At 41.5% G+C, this 20,507-nt stretch carries 16 protein-coding genes; 2 read left to right on the top strand and 14 right to left on the bottom strand.

Annotated elements, in window-relative coordinates; translation table 11 throughout:
* Nucleotides 1–165: 165 nt before the first annotated feature.
* From HMPREF0659_RS07780 to mtaB, 10 genes are all read right to left on the bottom strand, one after another.
* Nucleotides 166–1,173, bottom strand: coding sequence for a 4-hydroxy-3-methylbut-2-enyl diphosphate reductase (locus HMPREF0659_RS07780; RefSeq protein ID WP_013265516.1), 1,008 nt, complete (start codon nt 1,171–1,173; stop codon nt 166–168).
* 141 nt (nt 1,174–1,314) lie between these two features.
* Complete coding sequence (locus HMPREF0659_RS07775) at nt 1,315–6,861, bottom strand: alpha-2-macroglobulin family protein (RefSeq protein WP_013265767.1); 5,547 nt, start codon at nt 6,859–6,861, stop codon at nt 1,315–1,317.
* A gap of 88 nt (nt 6,862–6,949) precedes the next feature.
* Nucleotides 6,950–7,570, bottom strand: coding sequence for a radical SAM protein (locus tag HMPREF0659_RS07770; RefSeq protein ID WP_013265783.1), 621 nt, complete (start codon nt 7,568–7,570; stop codon nt 6,950–6,952).
* Nucleotides 7,555–8,253, bottom strand: coding sequence for a peptidase associated/transthyretin-like domain-containing protein (locus tag HMPREF0659_RS07765; protein ID WP_013265478.1), 699 nt, complete (start codon nt 8,251–8,253; stop codon nt 7,555–7,557). Before HMPREF0659_RS07765 ends, HMPREF0659_RS07770 begins: the two co-directional genes overlap by 16 nt.
* A gap of 11 nt (nt 8,254–8,264) precedes the next feature.
* On the bottom strand, nt 8,265–8,978 hold the full coding sequence (locus HMPREF0659_RS07760; protein WP_013265729.1) for a carboxypeptidase-like regulatory domain-containing protein: 714 nt from the start codon (nt 8,976–8,978) through the stop codon (nt 8,265–8,267).
* Between the two features lie 11 nt (nt 8,979–8,989).
* Nucleotides 8,990–9,703, bottom strand: coding sequence for a carboxypeptidase-like regulatory domain-containing protein (locus HMPREF0659_RS07755; RefSeq protein ID WP_013265233.1), 714 nt, complete (start codon nt 9,701–9,703; stop codon nt 8,990–8,992).
* A gap of 11 nt (nt 9,704–9,714) precedes the next feature.
* A complete protein-coding gene (locus tag HMPREF0659_RS07750; protein WP_013265614.1) occupies nt 9,715–10,428 on the bottom strand; it encodes a carboxypeptidase-like regulatory domain-containing protein in 714 nt (237 codons plus the stop codon).
* A 503-nt stretch (nt 10,429–10,931) separates the two neighbouring features.
* Nucleotides 10,932–11,744: a gliding motility protein GldB-related protein gene (locus tag HMPREF0659_RS07745; RefSeq protein WP_013265456.1), complete on the bottom strand. Its 813-nt coding sequence runs from the start codon at nt 11,742–11,744 to the stop codon at nt 10,932–10,934.
* Between the two features lie 121 nt (nt 11,745–11,865).
* Entirely contained in the window at nt 11,866–12,903 is a 1,038-nt protein-coding gene (locus HMPREF0659_RS07740) for a glycosyltransferase family 2 protein (RefSeq protein ID WP_013265725.1), read from the bottom strand.
* Nucleotides 12,900–14,249 (bottom strand): tRNA (N(6)-L-threonylcarbamoyladenosine(37)-C(2))-methylthiotransferase MtaB, encoded by a 1,350-nt coding sequence (gene mtaB, locus HMPREF0659_RS07735; RefSeq protein ID WP_013265134.1) that lies wholly within the window; start codon nt 14,247–14,249, stop codon nt 12,900–12,902. Before mtaB ends, HMPREF0659_RS07740 begins: the two co-directional genes overlap by 4 nt.
* Before the next feature lie 341 nt (nt 14,250–14,590).
* Between mtaB and HMPREF0659_RS07730 the strand changes: the two genes are divergently transcribed.
* Together HMPREF0659_RS07730 and HMPREF0659_RS07725 are read left to right on the top strand one after the other, a co-directional pair.
* Nucleotides 14,591–14,776, top strand: a complete 186-nt coding sequence (locus HMPREF0659_RS07730) for a PG1828 family lipoprotein (RefSeq protein ID WP_013265153.1) — start codon at nt 14,591–14,593, stop codon at nt 14,774–14,776.
* A gap of 879 nt (nt 14,777–15,655) precedes the next feature.
* Complete coding sequence (locus tag HMPREF0659_RS07725; RefSeq protein WP_013265429.1) at nt 15,656–16,015, top strand: hypothetical protein; 360 nt, start codon at nt 15,656–15,658, stop codon at nt 16,013–16,015.
* Nucleotides 16,016–16,035: 20 nt separating this feature from the next.
* Here the strand turns inward: HMPREF0659_RS07725 and HMPREF0659_RS07720 are convergent, their stop codons facing one another.
* The 4 genes from HMPREF0659_RS07720 to HMPREF0659_RS07705 all read right to left on the bottom strand — a co-directional run bounded on the left by HMPREF0659_RS07720 (nt 16,036) and on the right by HMPREF0659_RS07705 (nt 20,433).
* Nucleotides 16,036–16,548 carry a hypothetical protein gene (locus HMPREF0659_RS07720; protein ID WP_013265409.1) on the bottom strand — a complete coding sequence of 171 codons (513 nt, stop codon included), beginning with the start codon at nt 16,546–16,548 and terminating at the stop codon, nt 16,036–16,038.
* Nucleotides 16,549–16,557: 9 nt separating this feature from the next.
* Nucleotides 16,558–17,121, bottom strand: coding sequence for a hypothetical protein (locus HMPREF0659_RS07715; RefSeq protein WP_226893222.1), 564 nt, complete (start codon nt 17,119–17,121; stop codon nt 16,558–16,560).
* A 170-nt stretch (nt 17,122–17,291) separates the two neighbouring features.
* Entirely contained in the window at nt 17,292–17,552 is a 261-nt protein-coding gene (locus tag HMPREF0659_RS07710; RefSeq protein ID WP_004360329.1) for a SemiSWEET family transporter, read from the bottom strand.
* Between the two features lie 190 nt (nt 17,553–17,742).
* Nucleotides 17,743–20,433, bottom strand: coding sequence for a 3'-5' exonuclease (locus tag HMPREF0659_RS07705; protein ID WP_013265065.1), 2,691 nt, complete (start codon nt 20,431–20,433; stop codon nt 17,743–17,745).
* Between the last annotated feature and the right edge of the window lie 74 nt (nt 20,434–20,507).

Here is a 20,507-nt window from a genome sequence, read left to right as displayed (position 1 = left end):
TTATCCTGTATTCTGCTATTTCAAGATAAAACCTAACCCAAGTGTTGCAATAAAAGTCACATTAAATCTTGATTGACGATGCAAAGGTATAAAAAAAACGCGAAAAACTATCAAAATTTGATAGTTTTTCGCGTTTAATCTCTTTGTTTGAGGATTATAAAGCTATTATTTCGTACGCCTGAGTATCTCATCACGGCATTCTTCCATCAGCCATTTTGGCGTACTCGTAGCCCCACAGATTCCTACTGTCTCGACTCCATCAAACCAACTCATGTCAATTTCGTCTGCACTCTCAACTTGATGGGAGTTTGGGTTTACACTCAAACATTCGTGGAAAAGAACCTTACCATTTGAACTCTTACGGCCTGCTACAAAGAGAATCAAGTCGTGACGAGCAGCAAAGGTAGAAATGTTTGGCATACGATTAGCAACCTGTCGGCAGATGGTATCAAAGCTTTGGAACTTTGCTTTGGGTGAGATATGACTTTGAATGTATTCTATAATCTTATGAAACTCATCCAAACTCTTTGTCGTCTGTGAGTAGAGATAGATGTCATTATTAAAGTCTAACGCCTTAACATCTTCAAACTTCTCTATCACAATCGCCTGACTATGGGTCTGACCAACAAGTCCAAGCACCTCAGCATGACCATTCTTTCCAAAGATAACAATGGAAGAGGAGGCACTAAGTTCTTGTCCCTCGCCTACTGCAGGAGGAAGAGAAACAGAGGAAATAGAGGTTTCCACCGCTTCATTCGTTACTGGCTTGAGGCTTGAAGGTTCATCAACAGCAGCTCCGCCCTTTGAAGATATCATATAAGAAGGTTGACGACCTTTCTCATACTGTGTCTTAATACGACGCTGAAGGGCAAGAACCACAGGGCAAGTAGCATCGATAATCTCAATGTTATTACGTCTTGCAAGTTCGTAAGTCTCAGGTGGTTCGCCATGTGCACGCAGCAAAACCTTCACGTTATGAAGCTCGCGCATCTGCTCATGATTAATCGTGATGAGTCCTTTCTTTGTGAGGCGTTCCACCTCCATACTGTTATGTACGATATCACCTAAGCAATAGAGCTTTGTACCCTTTGCCAATTCTTCTTCGGCTTTCTTAATGGCAGTGGTCACACCGAAGCAAAAACCACTACCGTTATCTATCTCTATTTGAAGCATTTCTTTTTAAGGAATTAAGGAGTTGAGAAGTTAGGGGAGTTAAGATAACATCCCCCTACTCCACAACTCTATCATATAACTTGTTTACTCGTCAACTCGTTTACTTGTCAACTTAAATAACTTGTTCACTTGTCAACTCGTCTACTCATTTACTCGTATAACCTCCGCGCCAGTACGTCCACTATACTCTGGTGCATATGCACATTGCGCAGTGCAGGTTCCTGTCTGATAAACACCTGCTCGGTCAATATAATATTCTGTCTCAACGACATGCTTACCCTTTGCCATTTGGTCGAAGTAGTAATTAGTGGTGTAATCCTTTGGAGCAATGTAGTATCCCCAATGATATCCACTCAACTGACTAACAGGCTCAAGGCAGGCAGCACGCTTATCAACAACCTGCACAAAGTCGTAATCACGGTCAGCAATGATCGTCAAACGGATACGCACCTTGTCACCAACTTTAAGGCTTTTTCCTCTCTTCAACAGTACGCTATCAACCAAGACCTCACGCTTAATCTTCAAGCCAGATGAAGTATCAGAGATATCTGTTGACGTCTGGAAGAACTGTGCATAGACAGCACCCCAGCTTGTGCCAGCGCTTGTCTTGCTGATAACCAAATCATGACTTTCAGACGATTGGAAATCAACTGGCTGTGTAGCCTTCACATAACCCAAACCTGCCGTAGGCTGTGTTGTCTGCAATGGTTTGTTATCAAGCATCAACGTAGCATGCTCTCCATTCTGCATCAACCAATTGCCATTGTTCATAAATGCCCAAATAGCATTCACTGAGTTCAATGGTGTATCCCAAGCCTGCGTACGCTTCTCCTGCAAGAGCCAACGCTGCATCTCAACAAGCGTCTTACCATCAGTAGGAGTAATCGTCTTTATCGCCTCGATAGCAGCCACCTCTGTTGGAATCTTATAATCACGCCAACTGTAATAAGCGTTTTTAGAATCGAAGTAACGCCCCTTCTCCTCCGTATAAACCGTATATTCCTTAATACTCTGCAGGTATTCACGTGCCTTTTCAACCTTACCATACTGCTGAAGGATTACTGCAGTATTCGCTTTACCATAGATAGTCAAGTCCGTAGGCTTCTTGGTCAGGCGGTCGATGAGGTACTTTATGTCATTTGTAGCTCGGTCATGATAGAACAAAGCATTGGTGTAAAGATAATCACAAAGGTCATCAGATGGGAAGAGTATCGTATTATACCTCTTCTCATCACGCTTCATTTCAGCCACACACTTAGCTACCTTCTTATCCATAAAACGGAAAGAAGCGTTAATCATGTTTGTTACCTCTGGGCTTGGACTTGTAAGGTTCTGCAAACGAGCAAGCGTCTTCGTCACCGCAACTGTCATATACAGACTTCCTTTCATTCCTGGCCACCAAGAGAACGAGCCATCAGAGTTTTGCAGTTTCTTTAGACTTGAGAATGTTGATGTCAATTTGTTCTGCAACTGATTCTCATCGAAGAAACGCACGAGTTGCTGTTTTTGTTCGCTTTCATTCTTAGCATCCATCACCCAAGGAGTCTCATCAAGTGTCAAAGACTTGAGTTCTTGGTTCTTCTCCAAAGCCGACATCATTGACGTTTCTTTACCAGTCTCCTTCTTCCATTGCTCAATAGTCTGCTTAATCGATGGGGAAGTACTCATGATCTGCTTACCCAAACGGTTTGCATAATAAGACGAAACAAGACTGATAGCATTCTTTTCATTTGCATCTGACACATAAGGCAATGCCTGAATCATCAGCCAATTAGGGTTATTGGTGTACTCTACTGTCAGCTTCTGATCCGTACTCTTCTTTGGGAAAAGCTTACCAACATTAATCGTCTTCACCCCAGCATCATTCTGTGTGAATGGATAGGTGTTTGTTACATACTCCTTATTCTGAAGTACTGAGAGGTAATGTTGCTCACCATCAGAGAAGCCATCGCCCTCAACCGTGAAGCGAACAACAAGCAAGGACTGGTCAGCTGTAAGCTTATTTGCATTCTGTGCTAATAAAGAAGCTAAGCTATAAGTTGCAGAACCACTCCCCTGCGCCTTCAAAACAACAGCTTTACTATCCGTAAAGAGCACCTTCTCTGTTGCAGGGTCAAGGATTTCAACCTTTGCTTTTGCCTTGATATCCTTCTCAGACTGATTAAACAAGCGAGCAGAAACCATTGCTTCGTCACCCATACGTACAAAGCGAGGCATATTAGGCTGCACCATCAAGGTCTTCTGAGCAACGATATCATCAGAAAGGAAGCCATTGTTCATATCCTCATCATGTGCCAATCCCATGAAACGCCAAGTAGTAAGACTCTCTGGAAGCGTAAACTTAATACTTACATTACCCTTCCCATCTGTCTGCAACTGAGGATAGAAGAAGGCTGTCTCATTAAGATTCTCACGCATAGAAGGCTTTACATTCTTCGGTTCGTCCTTCTCTTGTTTGATCTCCTCATCTTTCTTGACAACAGGAGCAGTAAATTCCTCTTTCGTTTCCTTTGTAGATCCGAAGCCAACCTTAACGACCTCATTCATAGAAGACTCCTTTGCCAAAGCCATTGACTTAACGGCACGCGTCATGCTTACCATTCGATCTGATGTTACTGAATAAATATAAGCATCTGGCGTATCATAATCTTCTAAGAAGCGACTATCAAATCTCGAGAACGACAACCAGTCTACATCAAAAGGTTTGATATTAGCTTCCCATGAAAGACCCAAACCAGAATAGTCAGGACTCTCCCAATTAACAGATGTATAATTAAGCGAGAAGAAGTTGCCTAAGTTCCATGAATTAGACAAGAACTGATCAAGACTCTTGTCATAAAGTGTTGCCATCAGTTGAGCATTGGCAGCCTTGCCATCAGGACGATTAATCGTTACTGTCCATTCCTCCTGCTGACCAGGGATAAGTTTATTACGGAAGGTCTTCCATTTCACAATTAAGCTCTTATCTGGTAACGGACGCATAATCCTCTCTGAATGAGCATACAGAACGCCATTCTTTACCCAAGCATAATTAAGAAGTATCTCATCACCATACTCTTCCTTATATACAAACTTGCGTGTCTGTATACTATTGCTTTGATTGAAAGAACCTGTTTCAATCACTTTATTATCTGAGAAGATAGAATAAACAACATATTGATTCTCATCACTTGAACCCACCTGCATATAGATAGGACCACCATCGCGAGGGAATTGGATTCCACTCAGATAGAACCAGTCATGTGTCGCAATAACAGGACGCTTATCATCAAAAGAGAAGACAACAAAATCCTCATCTATCGTATCTGTTCCACAAATAGCATGTAGGCGATAAGCACCAGAAGACAAACCCTTTATAGCAACATTCTCATTTGCCTTCGCTGTCTTATAATCGCTATAAACATAATTATTCTTATCCTTCTGCTGTGGCACAATTACATACTTCACTGTTCCATCAACAGGAGATCCTGCAGCATTCAGATAATTAAACTTAATCGTTTTAAGACTGTCACGCAGATTCCTGTCAGGAATATTGCAAGAAAGACTTGCCTCCTTTGTTCCTAATGGTAAGGATGCAAAACCGTCATGTGTCTCACCTGCAGCATCGGTCACCGAAGCCTCAACGCTGAAGTTATAGAAAAGTGAACGATAACCCTTACCAGACTTCAGTTCTTTCTTGGCTTTGTCAGATAAGACAAAAGGTACGGTAACAACAAACTCTCCCTTGTCGTCTGTGACAACATCTTGCTCGTTCACTTCCTCACTATCTTCATAGAAGCGACTCCAATAGCTTATATTACGTGTAACGACATAATGCACCTTTGCACCTTGTACGGGTACACCAGCAAAACTCTTGGCACAACCAATCAACTTGATAGAATCACCGACAGCATACTTCTCCTTATACTCGTCAAAGTTTACATCAAACGTTGGACGCTTATACTCATCTACTTGGAAACGCTTAGATCCTTTTGTTCCAAAATCAGCATAAATAGAGAAACTACCTGTCAGTCCACTTGTTGGAAGATTAAAGTCTGCTGCAGCAGTACCGAAACGGTCTGTGGTTACTGACTTACGTCCTATCTCCTTATAATTGGCATCTTTCAAAACCATATCGAAGGTTTGTCCGCCTGCAGCCTTAGTCTTATAGTCTTGCTTTGTGTTCTGATAAGCGATGACAGATGCGTGCACCGTCTGCCCAGGACGATAGATACCTCTATCCGTGAAGACCTGAGTTACCATCTTGTTATAGTTCTCCTTATCGTAGTCATACGACCCCTCCAGTTGAGTTTCTTCAAAGGCTTTATCCTTATTCGTAAAGACATAGATGTCAGGGGTAGTTCTTTCCGAATCAAAAACAACCTCTCCATTCTTGTTCGTAACCAGTTTCTTGACGATAGAAGGTTTATCATTATAATTTGGATAGGTAGCCTGAACCGTTGCATTTGCTACTGGTTGCCCATCCACAACATTGACAACAACATACCGTGCTTTCTTCTTTGGCTGTAGTTCGCTCATGACATAGAGGTCACTAACATAGTAGAAAGCATATTCTGGTGTAAAATTCTTTTTAGGCGTCTCTACTTTAATAAGGTAAACACCCAAAGGTAATGTAGGCATTAAGAAAGAGTCTTTCACCGCTTCATAATCCTTATGACCAGTGAAAGTACGGGTTATCGTCTGCGTTGTTGCAGGCAACAGACTTGCCTTCAACTTAGCCATGTCGTCTTTATCTACAAAACTGATAGAATGATTTCCTAATAGTTTCGTACGCGTAACCGTTATGACTACATCTGACACATTGCGCGTATTCAGCTTAACCCAGTTATTCTTCTCCGTCGAACTAACATTACGCTTATCGAAACTCACTTCAAACATCGGTCTTGTCAGTTCTGCACGAGCATTACGTAATGATACAATTCTATTCCATGATGCCCAACGGACAAGTGCGTTATCAATATATGCTATCTTCTCCTCAACCGGAGTATCTTCTCCCATACAAGCATAACGCTTCAACGCAACTTCCCCACATATCGGTAAGTCGCTATACACTTGCATGAGTGAGTCGAGCTTTGGAATACTCTCTTTCTCCTCCTTTATTCCCATCAATGCCGTGTAGCAAGCTGCCTCACGGTTTCCAACGCTTTTATAATAGCTATGCAGTTTGTCGTAGTTACCCACTTGCATACCAATAACATGCAACAGGTCACCCTTGAAGATATCATCGTTTTTACCTATCTTTATCAAAGGCTTAAAGTCGGCTGCTTTCTGACTTGCTAACAGAGAAGGGTTTGCCAGAGCCTTCTTAAAGTAGTCGTCAGCATTTCCACTTTCTTCATTCCGTCCTATCACACCCAAGATACAGTTGTAGACAGCCGACAAGACTTCATCCTTCCCTTCTACCATTTTTGCCTTTGCCTTCAACCGCTTTAACTCTACCTCAGCAGAGTCGGGTGTAATCTCTGTCTGTAACCTTGATGCTAACAGACTTGCAGCCAAGATTTGCCCATAGGCTTTCTCGTTCTGTGCTTTCTGTTCAATCTTCTTTAACAAGCTGATTTGTGTCTTTGGTAAGTCCTTTTGCTCAGCTTGATTTACTTGTTGCCATAAAGCGTCAAAGCTCTGTGCTGTTACTGTAATTGGCAACAACAGAAATATAATTGATAAAATGACAAGTGGTTTCTTCATACTCTCTTTCTTTTATTAATTGCAAAGATAATGCTTTTCAAGTAAAAATACAAAGATGAGCTATGTATATTGTATAAGATGAATACTACTACCGCACAATATAATTAAACTTATCAAAGTTTGTAAAGCCCATCTTTTCTAACTGTTGCTGACTCTGCTGGCGGTCTTCGTCTGTATTATATTCAGGTATCAAGGGTAGACGTATGATTACCTTATCAGCATATCCATTCGCTGCTAACCATTGAAGATTACTGATTACCTGCTTATTCTCTTTACATCCATATGCTTTGTAGATATCAGGGTTCATATCCTTAATATCTACATACCACATCTGCACCAACGAGGCAATAGCTTTAACATTCTCAAGCGGTACGTTGAGCGATGTCTCTATTGTCAACTTCCATTCGGGATTCATTATCTCGGCAAAGGCCTTGATGAAGTCTGAACGTAAAAGGGGTTCACCACCGCCAAAACAGATACCGCCACCCGTTGCCACAAAGTAAAGATCGTCTATCTCTACCTCACTATACAACTCACCGGGTGTCAGCCTGCACCATACACCATCAGCCTGCAAGCACTGAGCATTTAAGCAGTACTCGCAATGAAGCGGACAACCATGAAAGCCTACCAATGTCGTTACGCCTTCGCCATCCGTGGTGAGCCTGTGCCGATTAATGGCAATAAACGGTGCTGTTATTTCTGATTGCATTTCTCTTTATGTGATTGAGGAGCAGTGCTATCGGCTAATTCTTTCTCTAAATACTCCCTGTCTATCTCCCCTACTAAGTCAAGAGAAGGTTCTAAACGGACAACCATATTATCAGGATTACGAATAGACTTCACTGCTATCACCTTATCTTCAAATCCATAAGATGAAAACACGAGGGTGTCATTACGATTAACCTGCAATACAAATCTTCCATCTTCGCCCAAAGGCAGCCTCTTCTTACCTCCTAATAGCATAACATTAACCTCCGGAGCAGCCTTACCAGTAGATGAGTCGAGCACGCGTCCAATAATAACAATAGCATTCTTCGAATCTGCAGTGAGTGCTTTTGGTATCACTACTTTACCCATAACTGGCGTATCAGTAGAATCCTGAGCTTTATTCTCAACGTTGCAAGCTTTGGGAGTGTTCTGACATGATGTAAGCGGAACCGTAGCAACACAAAGACCAGCAGCCAAACCAGCCACTTTCATGCCCCATCCCTTGCGTTTCCGTTCTCTTAATTGCGTCTCTAAATAGCGTATCTCCGCCTCACAAGCAGGGCAAGTGCCTGCACAATCCCCTTCGTAATGACACTCCTTAGGCTGATAGCTGATACCATTCGCATCCGCTATCTGCTGTCGAATATCCTTTAATAGCTTACAAGTACTCTTTCCTTTTGTCATAATATTAATCCTTACTTACATTTCTTTTTATTCTTTTCCTTATGCGTCTTCGGTTTATAAGTCCTATGACCATACACGTCATCGTAGTTCAAGACGGTTACAAGCCCTCCTGCTATGCCCGATAAACCCGATAATTCAGAGACTTCCAGTACAATAACATTATTATCAGAATGCAAAAGAGAACTTACACGAACTTTCTTATCCTTACAACCTATATATGAAATAACCAACGAAGTGTCTGGTGGTAACTTCAAAGCAAACTGTCCATCTACGTTTGTAGCAACGCCCTTGTTTGTTCCATCTATTACAACAGAAGCACCTATAACTGGTTCTTTATCATCACTACCAATGACCATTCCACGTACAACCACAGGTGATGCACAACCATCAGAAAGGTCTACTACCTTTACATCGCCTTTCTTAGCTGTATGTACAGGACAATTAGCCGTACTATCAGGCTTAACAGCTTGCGCAGCAGCAGTTATCGGCATTACCGTAGCGCAGATACCTGCAGCAATACCAGCCACCTTCATACCGAAGCCATTACCCTTACGTGCCTTTAACTCATGTTCAAGATAACGTATCTCCTCCTCACAAGCAGGGCAAGTACCTGCACAATCTCCCTTGTGATGACACTCCTTAGGCTGATAGCTAATACCATTCGCATCCGCTATCTGCTGCCGAATATCCTTTAATAGCTTACAAGTACTCTTTCCTTTTACCATAATCCTTATCCTTACTTACACTTCTTTTTATTCTTTTCCTTATGCGACTTCGGTTTATAAGTCCTATGACCATACACGTCATCTTTACTGGTAGGTAGTGTAGCTGTTGTTACAATGCCATCTAACATTGGCTCTCTACTATCCTCAAGCACTATAACATTATTATCAGAATGCAAAAGAGAGCTTACATGAACCTTCTTTGTCTTGTATCCGATATATGAAATAACCAACGAAGTGTCTGGTGGTAACTTCAAGGCAAACTGTCCATCCACGTTTGTTGCAACGCCCTTGTTTGTTCCGTCTATTACAACAGAAGCACCTATCAAAGGTTCCTTATCATCACCACCTATGACCATTCCACGTACAACCACAGGTGATGCACAACCATCAGAAAGGTCTACTACCTTTACATCGCCTTTCTTAGCTGTATGTACAGGACGATTAGCCGTACTATCAGGCTTAACAGTTTGCGCAGCAGTAGTCATCGGCATTACCGTAGCGCAGATACCAGCAGCAATACCAGCCACCTTCATACCGAAGTCATTACCCTTACGTGCCTTTAACTCACGTTCAAGGTAGCGTATCTCCTCCTCACAAGCAGGGCAGGTACCTGCACAATCCCCCTTGTGATGACACTCCTTAGGCTGATAACTGATACCATTCGCATCCGCTATCTGCTGCCGAATATCCTTCAATAGCTTACAAGTACTCTTTCCTTTTACCATAATCCTTATCCTTACTTACACTTCTTTTTATTCTTCTCCTTATGCGACTTAGGTCCTTTCTTAGGATGATGCTTCCCTGATATTCCTTTTATGCCCCCAACGGTGATAATCTTATGCCAATTGGTAGTATCCTGCTCAAGATAAATCGTCTTATCCTTTGTCGCTAACAGCTCTTTAACCGTCACGAAAGTCTTATGATAGCCTACAAAGCCAGCTTCTAAGGTGTCAGTTGGTAAAGCTTTCACTGCATACCAGCCATCCACATTGGTACACGTTCCCAATCCATTTGGAGCTATTGAACCTTTCAACATAACAACTGCCCCAATTAATGACTCTTTTGTTTCCTTATCAAGCACCTGTCCACGTAAAAGCACAGCATCAGGATTACCATTCGTCAGGTCTACCACTTTTATACTATCCTGCTTTATGAGCTGGGGATTCGCCTCCAGACTAATCTTACTCTCTGTCTGTACCATAGCAGCCATTGGCAATACTGTCACACAGACGCCTGCTGCGATACCTGCCACCTTCAAACCTAAACCGCTATGCTGTTTATTCTTCAGTTGTTCTTCAAGGTAACGGATTTCTTTCTCACAGCCAGGACACGTACCTGTACATTCACCCTTATGGTGACACTCTTCTGGATGATAGCTTATTCCGTTCTCATTTGCTATTTTCTGACGGACATCCTTCAAGACTTTGCAAATGGCTCTCCCCTTTTCCATAAATAATTATTTAAGCGTTAGTAAATAAAAGACCTTGCTACAAAAATATAAAAAAAAGAAGATAAACAAAAACAAACTGACATTTTTGTTATTAGATGACGATAAATTTAATCGTTCACTATAAAATACACATGAAAAGTATTAGCTTATCAACAGATGACAAACTATTTACACCGCTTACTTAAAAACACACCTTGTATGTCTACTATTTGTATCTTGCCTCAAATAAGATGATACTTATAAAGTTCCCCAGCCCTGTTCAAGCCTCGTGCGGAGGCTCCGCACATGTGGTGCGAAGGCTTAGCACCATTTGTGCTGAGGGCATATTGCCTTATAATATATCACTGAGATACGAGCAATTTATCTTCCAACGACTGATTAGAGGTTAAACTCTGATAACTTGGTGATACAATTATCCCCTCTGCAAAACCTTTCATATGGTCGATGCCGTTGGTTCTGAGAGGGGATAGTATCTTTCTTTTAATTTCGTCAAGCAATGTTCATTAACTCTCCACAACAGTAAATTTGGAGAAGTCTGTCATACGAAGCAGTTCCTCATAAGAAGTCTTAGGGTTCTTCTTCATATAGTTGTCTACAGCCTCCTCATACCGACTGTGATAGGTTCGCTTTGTCATTATCTGATTGACAATCCATTGTATCTTTCCAATCTGCAAGTCACGCTCCACTTGCGGACGCGATTCGAAATGCTGTAAAGGATAGATACTCATCAAATAGAATGTCATACAATCTGGAAGGATGTATTCACGTGACATCTGTTTACGCTGTGTTGGCGAATAAAACTTAGCATACAAAGGATAATTAGGACCGAGATACTTGTCAAGCGAGATACCGATAGTACCATTACCCACGACAACACTCTGGTCTAAAGCTGATATCTGTGCATAGACTCTTGGGATTGTAATGTTCGGCAAAGCCTGTTTCAGTCGTCTGAAAGCTCCATTAAACTGATGATCAAGGTCTTCTGTATTGGCAAACTCCGACTCTACAGCTGCAATAACAGACTGTAAGGTCGTGTCTTGATAGAACTTCAAGAACTTTGTATTGATGTCTGGATCGGTTATCTCACCAATCTTTACGACATCCTCTATCAGTGTACGGGTCTCTATCGGATACTCTGTATTCATCTGCTGGAGCGCAGAGAAATCACCTGTTGTCAAGTAACGATATTCCAAACGGTCATAGCGATCTATCTCTAATAACAGTGAATTTTCATTCACGTCATCAGATGAAAGTTTGAACTGACAGCCTACACAGGTGAACAGAACAACTAATAATATGCAATAGAGATATCTCACTGGTTACTTTCTGGTTACTTTTTACAATATTTGAGTATTGATTGCAAAATTACTAAAATATATTTTAAAACGCAAGCGTTCTGCTAAAAATATTAAAATAACATGCAACTATATCCCATTTTCATTCAGATAAGGAGCTAAAAAACTTACGACCCTTCACGTAATATTGCCAAAGGAGGGCATATTTCTTACGTCCATCATTCGTGCAAGAAGGGATATTTTCTCGATGTTTCACTACTCCATCAAGACGAATAGGTAATCTCTCAAACTCATGTCGCCACTTTTTAAAAGCCCTACGAGCTGAGAAAATCGCCTTAAATTCACCCCAATTATGATTCAGAATCAGCGTTTGAAATGCAGCTAAATAGTCTAAAAACCATCTTACGCGCATGACATGTTTCAATTCATCTTCTGGTAAGTTCTTCCATAACATGGTCAAGTTATTACGGAAGTTCAGGAAGGTTTTACGTGGATTTGACTTAGGCAATGTACCGCCTCCAACGTGATAAACATAGCTTTCAGGGAAACAGAAGATGCGCTTACCCATCTGATGCAGACGCCAACAGAGGTCGATTTCTTCATTATGAGCAAAGAATCTGCCGTCCAATCCACCTGCTGCCCAATAGTCTTTGGCACGTATCATCAAGCAAGCTCCTGTTGCCCAAAGTACCTCTTCACTATTATCATACTGCCCATTATCATCCTCTACCGTGTCAAAGATACGTCCACGGCAGAATGGATAGCCATAACGATCAATGAAACCTCCCGATGCACCGGCATACTCAAAAGCGTCAGGATTAGCAACAGAGAGCAATTTTGGCTGGCAAGCTGCTATATCCTCATGGGCGTCCATCTCCTCGATGAGGGGCGTAAGCCAGTGGTGTGTGACCTCAACATCACTGTTTAACAACACGTAATATTCACTGTCTACCTGCTTTAACGCACGATTATAGCCTTCCGCAAAGCCGTAGTTCTCAGCTAATTCTATCACGCGAACATGTGGATAAGTTTCTTTCAACCATGCGACAGAGTCATCTGTTGAAGCATTGTCGGCTATGATAACCTCTGCTTCATCTCGTGAGAATTTCAGCACGGAAGGGAGATATTGCTCCATCATGCTTCGTCCATTCCAGTTCAATATGACTATCGCTACTTTCATAAGAGTTCTGCCTTTAATGAACTTTGATCGAAATTAAACTCTCCCAATCGTACTCGGAGAATCTGGTTGTCATATTCTTCCTTTGCCTGATCGGGCGATAGTTCTACACGAATATAGTTATCTGTAAAGCCATGCATAGCCTTTCCTCGTGCCGCTTTCTCAAAGAGGACGTCTGCCTCCTGCCCTATATGCTCCGCATAGAAGGTACGTGTCTTCTCGTCAGAGAGTTTCAAAAGCTTATGCGCACGGTGCTTCTTCTCACGGTCATCTACCACATAAGGGATTGACAATGCCGCTGTTCCTGGACGTTCCGAATAAGGGAAGACATGGAGTTGGGTGACTGGAAGAGAGTCGAGGAAGTTATAACAATCCTCAAAATACTCTGGACGCTCGCCACGAGAACCTACCATCACATCCACTCCGATAAATGCATCGGGCATCTTTTCCTTAATAAGTTTTATCTTACGAGCAAAGAGTGCCGTGTCATAACGACGGTGCATCAACTCCAACACCTCGTCAGAACCACTCTGAAGTGGGAGGTGGAAATGTGGCATAAACGCTCGTGACTCTGCACAATACGCTATCAACTCATCATCAATCAAGTCGGGTTCCAACGAACTAATACGGAATCGCTGTATGCCCTCTACCTTATCTAATGCCTTAACGAGGTCTAAGAAACTCTCACCTGTGGTCTTACCGAAGTCACCTATATTCACTCCCGTCAAAACAATCTCCTTTCCACCCTCTCTTGCAGCCTCTTCTGCCTGCGCAACAAGTGACTGAATAGTCGGGTTACGTGAGAATCCACGAGCAAAAGGAATCGTACAATAAGTACAGAAGTAATTACATCCGTCTTGCACCTTTAGGAAGTAGCGTGTACGATTACCACGTGAGCAACTTGCTTGGAAACTTTTAATATCCTTCGTCTTTACAGAGTGATACTCTCCCTCTGACGTCTCTTCTTTAGCTGTATCGACCTTGTTCCAAGCATCACTAAGATACTGTACGAGGTCGGCTTTCTCATTACTACCCAACACAAGGTCAACACCTTCTATCTTCGCTACCGTTGCACTCTCAAGCTGAGCATAGCAACCTGTCACGATTACGAAAGCACCTGGGTTCTGGCGAACCATACGATGGATGATCTGACGGCACTTATGGTCAGCAACCTCAGTAACCGAACAGGTGTTAATCAGACATATGTCTGCCTGCTCAGTCTTCTTCGCTTCACGCACGCCCATATTATATAAGGTACGCGCGAAGGTACTTGTCTCTGAGAAGTTGAGCTTACAACCCAACGTATAGAACTTGGCTGTCTTGCCTTGAAATGCTGCTGTATCTATCATATAACTTGCAAAGTTACAGTAAAATGAAGACAAAACCAAAGAAATAAGCCCGTTTGCTCATCAGAAAAAACAAGAAAGAGCCAGAAAATAAGATTTTACACGCAAAAACAAAGCTCTAAAGGCGCTAAAAACAAAGGTTTTTTAAATTGTGTAGGCACACATTAAAACCTTTAACATTTATTTAATATTCATATCATACTGATTATCAACAGCTTACGAATTTGTTACAAAAGAAGAACAAAAAAAGTTCTAAAAAAATTATTGCCGTATAAAAAAAATACTTACCTTTGCATCGTTTTAACAAACAAATGATTGTTTTACAGATTTAAAAAGCAAAGAAAATGAAGAAATTAGTTTTAATGTTCGTAGCTATCGCAGCTATCTCTTTCGCATCTTGTGGTGGTAACTCTAAGCCAGCTCAGAACCCTGACACTACAGCAGATTCAACTGTTGATTCACTCAGCTCTGACTCAGCTGCTGCTGACTCTGTTGCTGCTGATTCAGTAGCTGCTGACTCTGTTAAGTAATCAGAGAACGAACAGAAAAAGAGAGAAATTGGCCGCAGGACATTGTCCTGCGGTTTTTTTCGTTTATAGACATGAGGTAATCAGAACCATAATTTATCTAATTCAGAATTCATAATTCATAATTCATAATTATGATTACTACTATTACTATAGACAAGATAACTAAACCACTTTGAGACAAAGTAAGATTAAGACAGGATAAAATAAAGACAAAGTAACAGAGAAACAAAAGAAGGGCGGAATATAAAGACAGAGTAACAGAAAAACGTTTCTTTTGTTGACAAGGTAACGAGTAGACAAGATAACAAGTTACTTGTAAGCAGGGGAAATGAAAGTCAGCATACCCTAAGAACAAAAGTTGAATTAGATTAAGATAGGAGAACAGAAGAACAATTGCTTTTCACACAATTATGCCTTTTAAATTCTCTTTCCCGTTTACAAGAAGAATGGTTTTTGTAAATAAAATTCTAAGGCGACAAACAAGAAGGGCGTAAATTGGCTTCCTATTAACGCCCTTTTGGCTTGCAAAAGATGCCCTTTTGAAGTCCAAGTAACGCCCTTTTGAAGTCTTACTAAGCACCTTTAAAAACGTTATTATGCAACTATCTGATTCTATGCAACTTACAAAGGCTGCCTTTTAGCTCGTTTTTTCGACTTTTAAAGCCTGAAAGTACGTATGCTTTGTAAATAAAATTCAAATATCAAAGAAGTATTTTACGACTTTTGTAATCATCAAAAAAAAAACATTCTACTAAGCAATTTTATGGTGGTAATGGCGTTTATTACATAAAAGGGCTAAAGACTATAATTCTGTTTTGGTCAGCCTTTTAGGACATATGCACTTATTCGTGATTGTTGATATTGGTAAATTCGTGAGGTATGAGATACTACTTACTTTCTATTCTCTTGTCTGTTTTGCTCGCTGCTTGCGGCAGAAACGATGGACCCGTTTACCCTAAAGAATTTATAGGGAATTGGGTTGGTGTGGAAAAGACAAACATTGGTATGCGTCCAACACTCGACGTGACGGATTCTACCATTGCATACGACCCGGGCATAGGCGACACTTGCAAGTGGTTTAATAGTTACCACTTTGTGAACGACTCGCTTTTTTTAGTCTATGATGAGAATGACACTAACCGCTGTAAAGTCATGGAGTTACACGATAGCATACTGACTATCAAAGGCTTGTTATGGTACGAGGACAAAGAAGTTAGCTTTGTGCGGCAAAAAAGATAAGTGGCGACTCTAAAATTGTCCTATTCATTTACAACAACTCCTTTATCCAAGTTTATTGTAAGCATCTTACGCTCCTTCCCAAGGTCTTTCAGAAACCTGAATTTCACCCTATAGTCTTCACGAGTAATCCCAGCAACACCCTTTTGATAGATGACATTATAATATGAGAATAAAGCAACATCCGCCATTAAAACACCCTCTTTCTTATAACCTAAGTATTGCTGAAAATAGAACTCAAAGGGAAGAAACTCATCTTGATGCCTATGAATATACTTCCTTACGACACTCTTAGCGGCTTCAAACTCTTTATCATTCAGTTGCTTTGGAACTTCTTTTCTAATCTTACCAAATAACGAGTCTCCATTAGCTGTTACCGCCTTCTCGGAAATAACATTGTATATCTTTTGTCCCGTCTCATCCTTTGCGTAGACATACACAGTATCATATGGAGAATGAACGGTTGTTACTTTTCGCTTCTCTGTTGTGCAACTGAGAAGAAGGAGACAAGAAAAGATAAGTAGTATAGTCTTCATACGCTTCGATTAATTGTTTTTCAACGGAATATCCCCTACAAAAATCCATACAGATTGACTCCTTCCGTTCTCACTTTTCATCAAAGGTGAGAAGATACTGTCACCATTTTCTCGTGCGATAGGGTACCGCTTATTCATAAACCAAACGGCATCCTTCGTGCGATAAAGCTTCATCTTGATATAAGGTTTATCTGAAACATAATAGCCACCATATTCTTTCAAATCCTCATAATTGGGGAAGTCTTGCACCAAAATACCCTCTGTCAGTCCCTCACTTGTTATGGTATGAGAGAGGACACCATCGGTATATACCCACCCACGCAATAGCGTAAAGAACTTATTTCCGATACCTATTGGAGCCGTGTTGAAGTCGTAATCTTCACATTTCATGATGACTATGTCGTCCTTAAAAGCCTTTAGATGCTCTCTTTGGTCAGGAAAACGATATTGATTCACTACAACTGCTGTTCCTGTTTCGTTTGTAGTTTCCTCCTTATCAGCGACTTTTATCTTACAGGCAGCCACTAAAAAAGAAAGGAAAAGCAACGTCAGAATTGATTGATATCTTTTCATACGCATAATTACTGTTAGTTTACTATGTTCACAAATAACTTCTGTTACCTGCTTCAAAGATAGTAAATGTTTCCCAAACGACAATGTAATTCTACTGATTTTCAGCCATAAAACAAAAATCCCCTTCATTCGAAAGAATGAAGAGGAAGCTTATTTTATATTGTTTTGACTTACAATGCAGTGAAAGCAGCTACAAAACCAAAGATGATACCCGGTGTGTTAGCAATCGCCAAAGGCCAATCACGCTTCTCCTTAAACAATCCGTAAGCAACCCACAAGGTACAGTTAACACCTGCCATAAATGGCTGAATGAAGGTTCCCTTCTGCCCTGCTAAGTTGTTCTCTATCTGAGGAATGTAGAATACATACATTAAAACTGATGTTACCATACCAATCCAACCCATAGAGGTGAAGAACTTTTCTTTTGTCATATTATTCTGATTTTATTTGTTTATGAATACAAGAAAGATTTAGTTTATATCTTTTCTTTACCTATCTAACATTTCATTCTAACGCTACAAAGATACAAATTATTTCTTTTTTAAAACAAATGATAGACAAAATGTATCGTTTCATCTGTTACTTTCTTATTTTATATCAGTCATTTGATATAGCTCAATCCTAATTAAAATACTTTTGAATACTATCCATTAGGGGCGTTAATTCACGATTGAAAACCCTTCCGTGGCGATCGACCATCTGCAGGGCATAGGCGATGAACAGCCTACGCTTAGCGCGTGACATGGCAACATAGAACTTACGAGCGTCTTCCTCGTCCTGCTGTTTCGTCTTGTTATAGGCGTTCGGGTAGCGTCCATCGGCTGCATCAAAGATGATAACATTATCAAACTCCAGTCCCTTTGCCTTATGAACAGTCGTCACATAGATACGCTCAAGAATACTCTTACTGTTACAGAAGTCGGCTTCCTTCAGCGTATTAATATCCATTATGTACTGCGAGAGTTGTGGTGCAAGGGCATTAGCTACTGGTTCATCCGTCAGCATGTCTATGCGGAGATAACGGAGGATATAGTCTAATCGGGGAATATCATTGATTAAACCATCGGAATGAAAGGCGTTATAAGCAGCGGAGAGCTCGCTGACAAGGGCTGGCTCATGGTCGGTTGATAGCTGATAAAGTCGGTTAACAGCCTCTCGATAGCGTTCGCCATAATTGCTACGCAGCACATTGGCAAATGGTTTCACCTTCGGATGGTGGATGAAAGCCTCTTGTTGTGCTTGCTTCTCACGTGCTTTCTCAGCACAGAGGCGTACAAGACTGACTGTTGCCTTCACATCATCAATTGCCTGATGACTATTAACACCCGCCAACTGGAAGGTCTCGAGCAGGCTTTCCAACTTATAAGAATGAAGGCTCGGAGCCAATAGTCTTATCAGTTTGAGCGAGTCGAAGCAACGAATATCATGTGCCTGCATCGTGTCATTGCAGTAACGTTGCAGATTATTGTCCAATATGTTGTAATCATAGTTGGCGTTATGACCAAGGATAGGACTGGTCCCAACGTAGGCAAGGAAACGTCGTAAGGCATCAGAGGGAGAGAGTAATTCGCCAGTAGACATCTTCTCATGATAGATAGCATACATCGGATTCTCCTTATCACCGAGCATTGGTAGAATCGGTTTATCGGTCTCTATGTAGAGGTCAAGCGGTTCGCCAACCACTTCCCCACCCTTGATTCGGATGGCAGCAATCTCTATAATATCATCTTGAAAGACATTCAAGCCTGTTGTTTCAGTATCGAATACAACAATTTCTTCCTCGTTGTAGGCACGAAGAAACTCTGCTGTGTAACAGCTTTCGGGGTAAAGAAGAAAGTCGGATGGCGACAGTGCCAACTGCTTTAGCTTCCAATTAAATCGGCGAGCAAGGGCATGAGAAGGGAAGGCACGCACCCCTTTCATGATACGTGTCCACGCAATAGAATTATGTTCATTAGAGAGTACACTCAAATGAGCCAACAATAGCTTGACATCTGGTGTATCGAAGAGGTCGCGACCAGACACCTTAAAGTGGGTCAGCCCTGCTTCCGTCATAGCTTCACTGATACGATCAGCATCCGAATTAGCACTAACGATGACGGCTGTACGCTCCTCCTTATTCTGCTCGTAAAGGGAGAGTGCCTCAGTGGTAATATCCTTGTGTTCGGCTTCTATCGTACTACTATGTATGATTCTCAAGTCTCCCGACGTAGCCTTAGTGTCATTATCGGAAAGAGGGAGTAGTTCGCGGTCTATCTTCAGTTGCTTTTCTGCGTAGTCATTAAAGACGTCAAGTAGATATTTTGGTGAACGGTGGTTACGCTGCAGATGATGAATATTACCCTTACAGCGCATCTTCAAGAGGGTTAGTGTCTCCACTTTCGCCCCCATAAAAGAGAAGATAGCCTGCTGTTCGTCGCCTAAGTACATCACCATCGGGTTGTCTTCTGCTGTCAGTAAGTCGATAATAGCAAGCTGCATACCATTAAGATCCTGCACTTCATCGACCTGTATCCATGGATAACGCTTGCAGGTAGGGTCAGAACGATAGATATCGTATGTATAGAGGAGCAAGTCTTCAAAGTCAAAGAGGTGATTCTCCTCCTTGTATCGGGCATAACAATTAGCGTAATACATCTTCCAAAGAAGTACACGAATCCTATCTGCTGTCTTTCCGTCAAGCCCGGGTGCATTCGCTTCGTCCATATATTCCTGTGCATGATGATAGATATTCACTACTGCCTGCTCGTCATATTCTATCTTTTGTGAGGCACAGATATGCTTTACAGCTTCTCGATCATCATCCGTGAAACTCTCTGGATGGAGGTAATACTTCCATGGATGCTGGTGTTCCATCTGATAGATGAAATGCTGAAAGAAGATAATCGTCTGATAACCTTTGTATCGGTTGAAGTCTCTTGTTACTCCTTCTTCATCTTCATTGCGATAATCAGCGATAATACTCACCGCCTCTTCGTCGTCAATAATGGCAGAATCAGCTGGGATCCTACCCTGCTCAAAAAGGAACTTAGAACAAAAACGATGCACATTACCCACCATTAGTTCAGAGAAATCACCTCCCACCACCTTCTGAATACGGTTGGTCATCTCTCTTGCAGCACGGTTGGTGAATGTAAGACAGAGCATATCCTCATACTTCACACCCCTTTCTCGTGCGTATCTTATCCTCTCTGCGAGGATATGTGTCTTACCACATCCCGGTGATGCCAGCACAAGATGATATCCCTGACTTGCCTCAACAACAGGAACTTGATATTTATCTAAACTTGGTGTGTAATTATTTGCCTCCATAGAAAGTATTTTTATAGCAGTAGATGCTTCTCCTGCAAAAGTAAGAAAAAGATTGGAAATAACTCGTTATCAAG

The sequence above is a fragment of the Prevotella melaninogenica ATCC 25845 genome, assembly GCF_000144405.1.
Lineage (GTDB): Bacteria > Bacteroidota > Bacteroidia > Bacteroidales > Bacteroidaceae > Prevotella > Prevotella melaninogenica.
This window is presented reverse-complemented; position numbering and strand designations above follow the sequence as displayed.

Excerpts from the sequence above, each read along its gene's own strand:
- HMPREF0659_RS07775 (WP_013265767.1), bottom strand. The coding sequence starts at position 6,861 with ATGAAGAAACCACTTGTCATTTTATCAATTATATTTCTGTTGTTGCCA.
- HMPREF0659_RS07780 (WP_013265516.1), bottom strand. The coding sequence starts at position 1,173 with ATGCTTCAAATAGAGATAGATAACGGTAGTGGTTTTTGCTTCGGTGTG.
- HMPREF0659_RS07765 (WP_013265478.1), bottom strand. The coding sequence starts at position 8,253 with ATGACAAAAGGAAAGAGTACTTGTAAGCTATTAAAGGATATTCGACAG.
- HMPREF0659_RS07760 (WP_013265729.1), bottom strand. The coding sequence starts at position 8,978 with ATGGTAAAAGGAAAGAGTACTTGTAAGCTATTAAAGGATATTCGGCAG.
- HMPREF0659_RS07710 (WP_004360329.1), bottom strand. The coding sequence starts at position 17,552 with ATGACAAAAGAAAAGTTCTTCACCTCTATGGGTTGGATTGGTATGGTA.
- HMPREF0659_RS07755 (WP_013265233.1), bottom strand. The coding sequence starts at position 9,703 with ATGGTAAAAGGAAAGAGTACTTGTAAGCTATTGAAGGATATTCGGCAG.
- mtaB (WP_013265134.1), bottom strand. The coding sequence starts at position 14,249 with ATGATAGATACAGCAGCATTTCAAGGCAAGACAGCCAAGTTCTATACG.
- HMPREF0659_RS07705 (WP_013265065.1), bottom strand. The coding sequence starts at position 20,433 with ATGGAGGCAAATAATTACACACCAAGTTTAGATAAATATCAAGTTCCT.
- HMPREF0659_RS07725 (WP_013265429.1), top strand. The coding sequence starts at position 15,656 with ATGAGATACTACTTACTTTCTATTCTCTTGTCTGTTTTGCTCGCTGCT.
- HMPREF0659_RS07770 (WP_013265783.1), bottom strand. The coding sequence starts at position 7,570 with ATGCAATCAGAAATAACAGCACCGTTTATTGCCATTAATCGGCACAGG.
- HMPREF0659_RS07720 (WP_013265409.1), bottom strand. The coding sequence starts at position 16,548 with ATGAAGACTATACTACTTATCTTTTCTTGTCTCCTTCTTCTCAGTTGC.
- HMPREF0659_RS07715 (WP_226893222.1), bottom strand. The coding sequence starts at position 17,121 with ATGAAAAGATATCAATCAATTCTGACGTTGCTTTTCCTTTCTTTTTTA.
- HMPREF0659_RS07730 (WP_013265153.1), top strand. The coding sequence starts at position 14,591 with ATGAAGAAATTAGTTTTAATGTTCGTAGCTATCGCAGCTATCTCTTTC.
- HMPREF0659_RS07740 (WP_013265725.1), bottom strand. The coding sequence starts at position 12,903 with ATGAAAGTAGCGATAGTCATATTGAACTGGAATGGACGAAGCATGATG.
- HMPREF0659_RS07750 (WP_013265614.1), bottom strand. The coding sequence starts at position 10,428 with ATGGAAAAGGGGAGAGCCATTTGCAAAGTCTTGAAGGATGTCCGTCAG.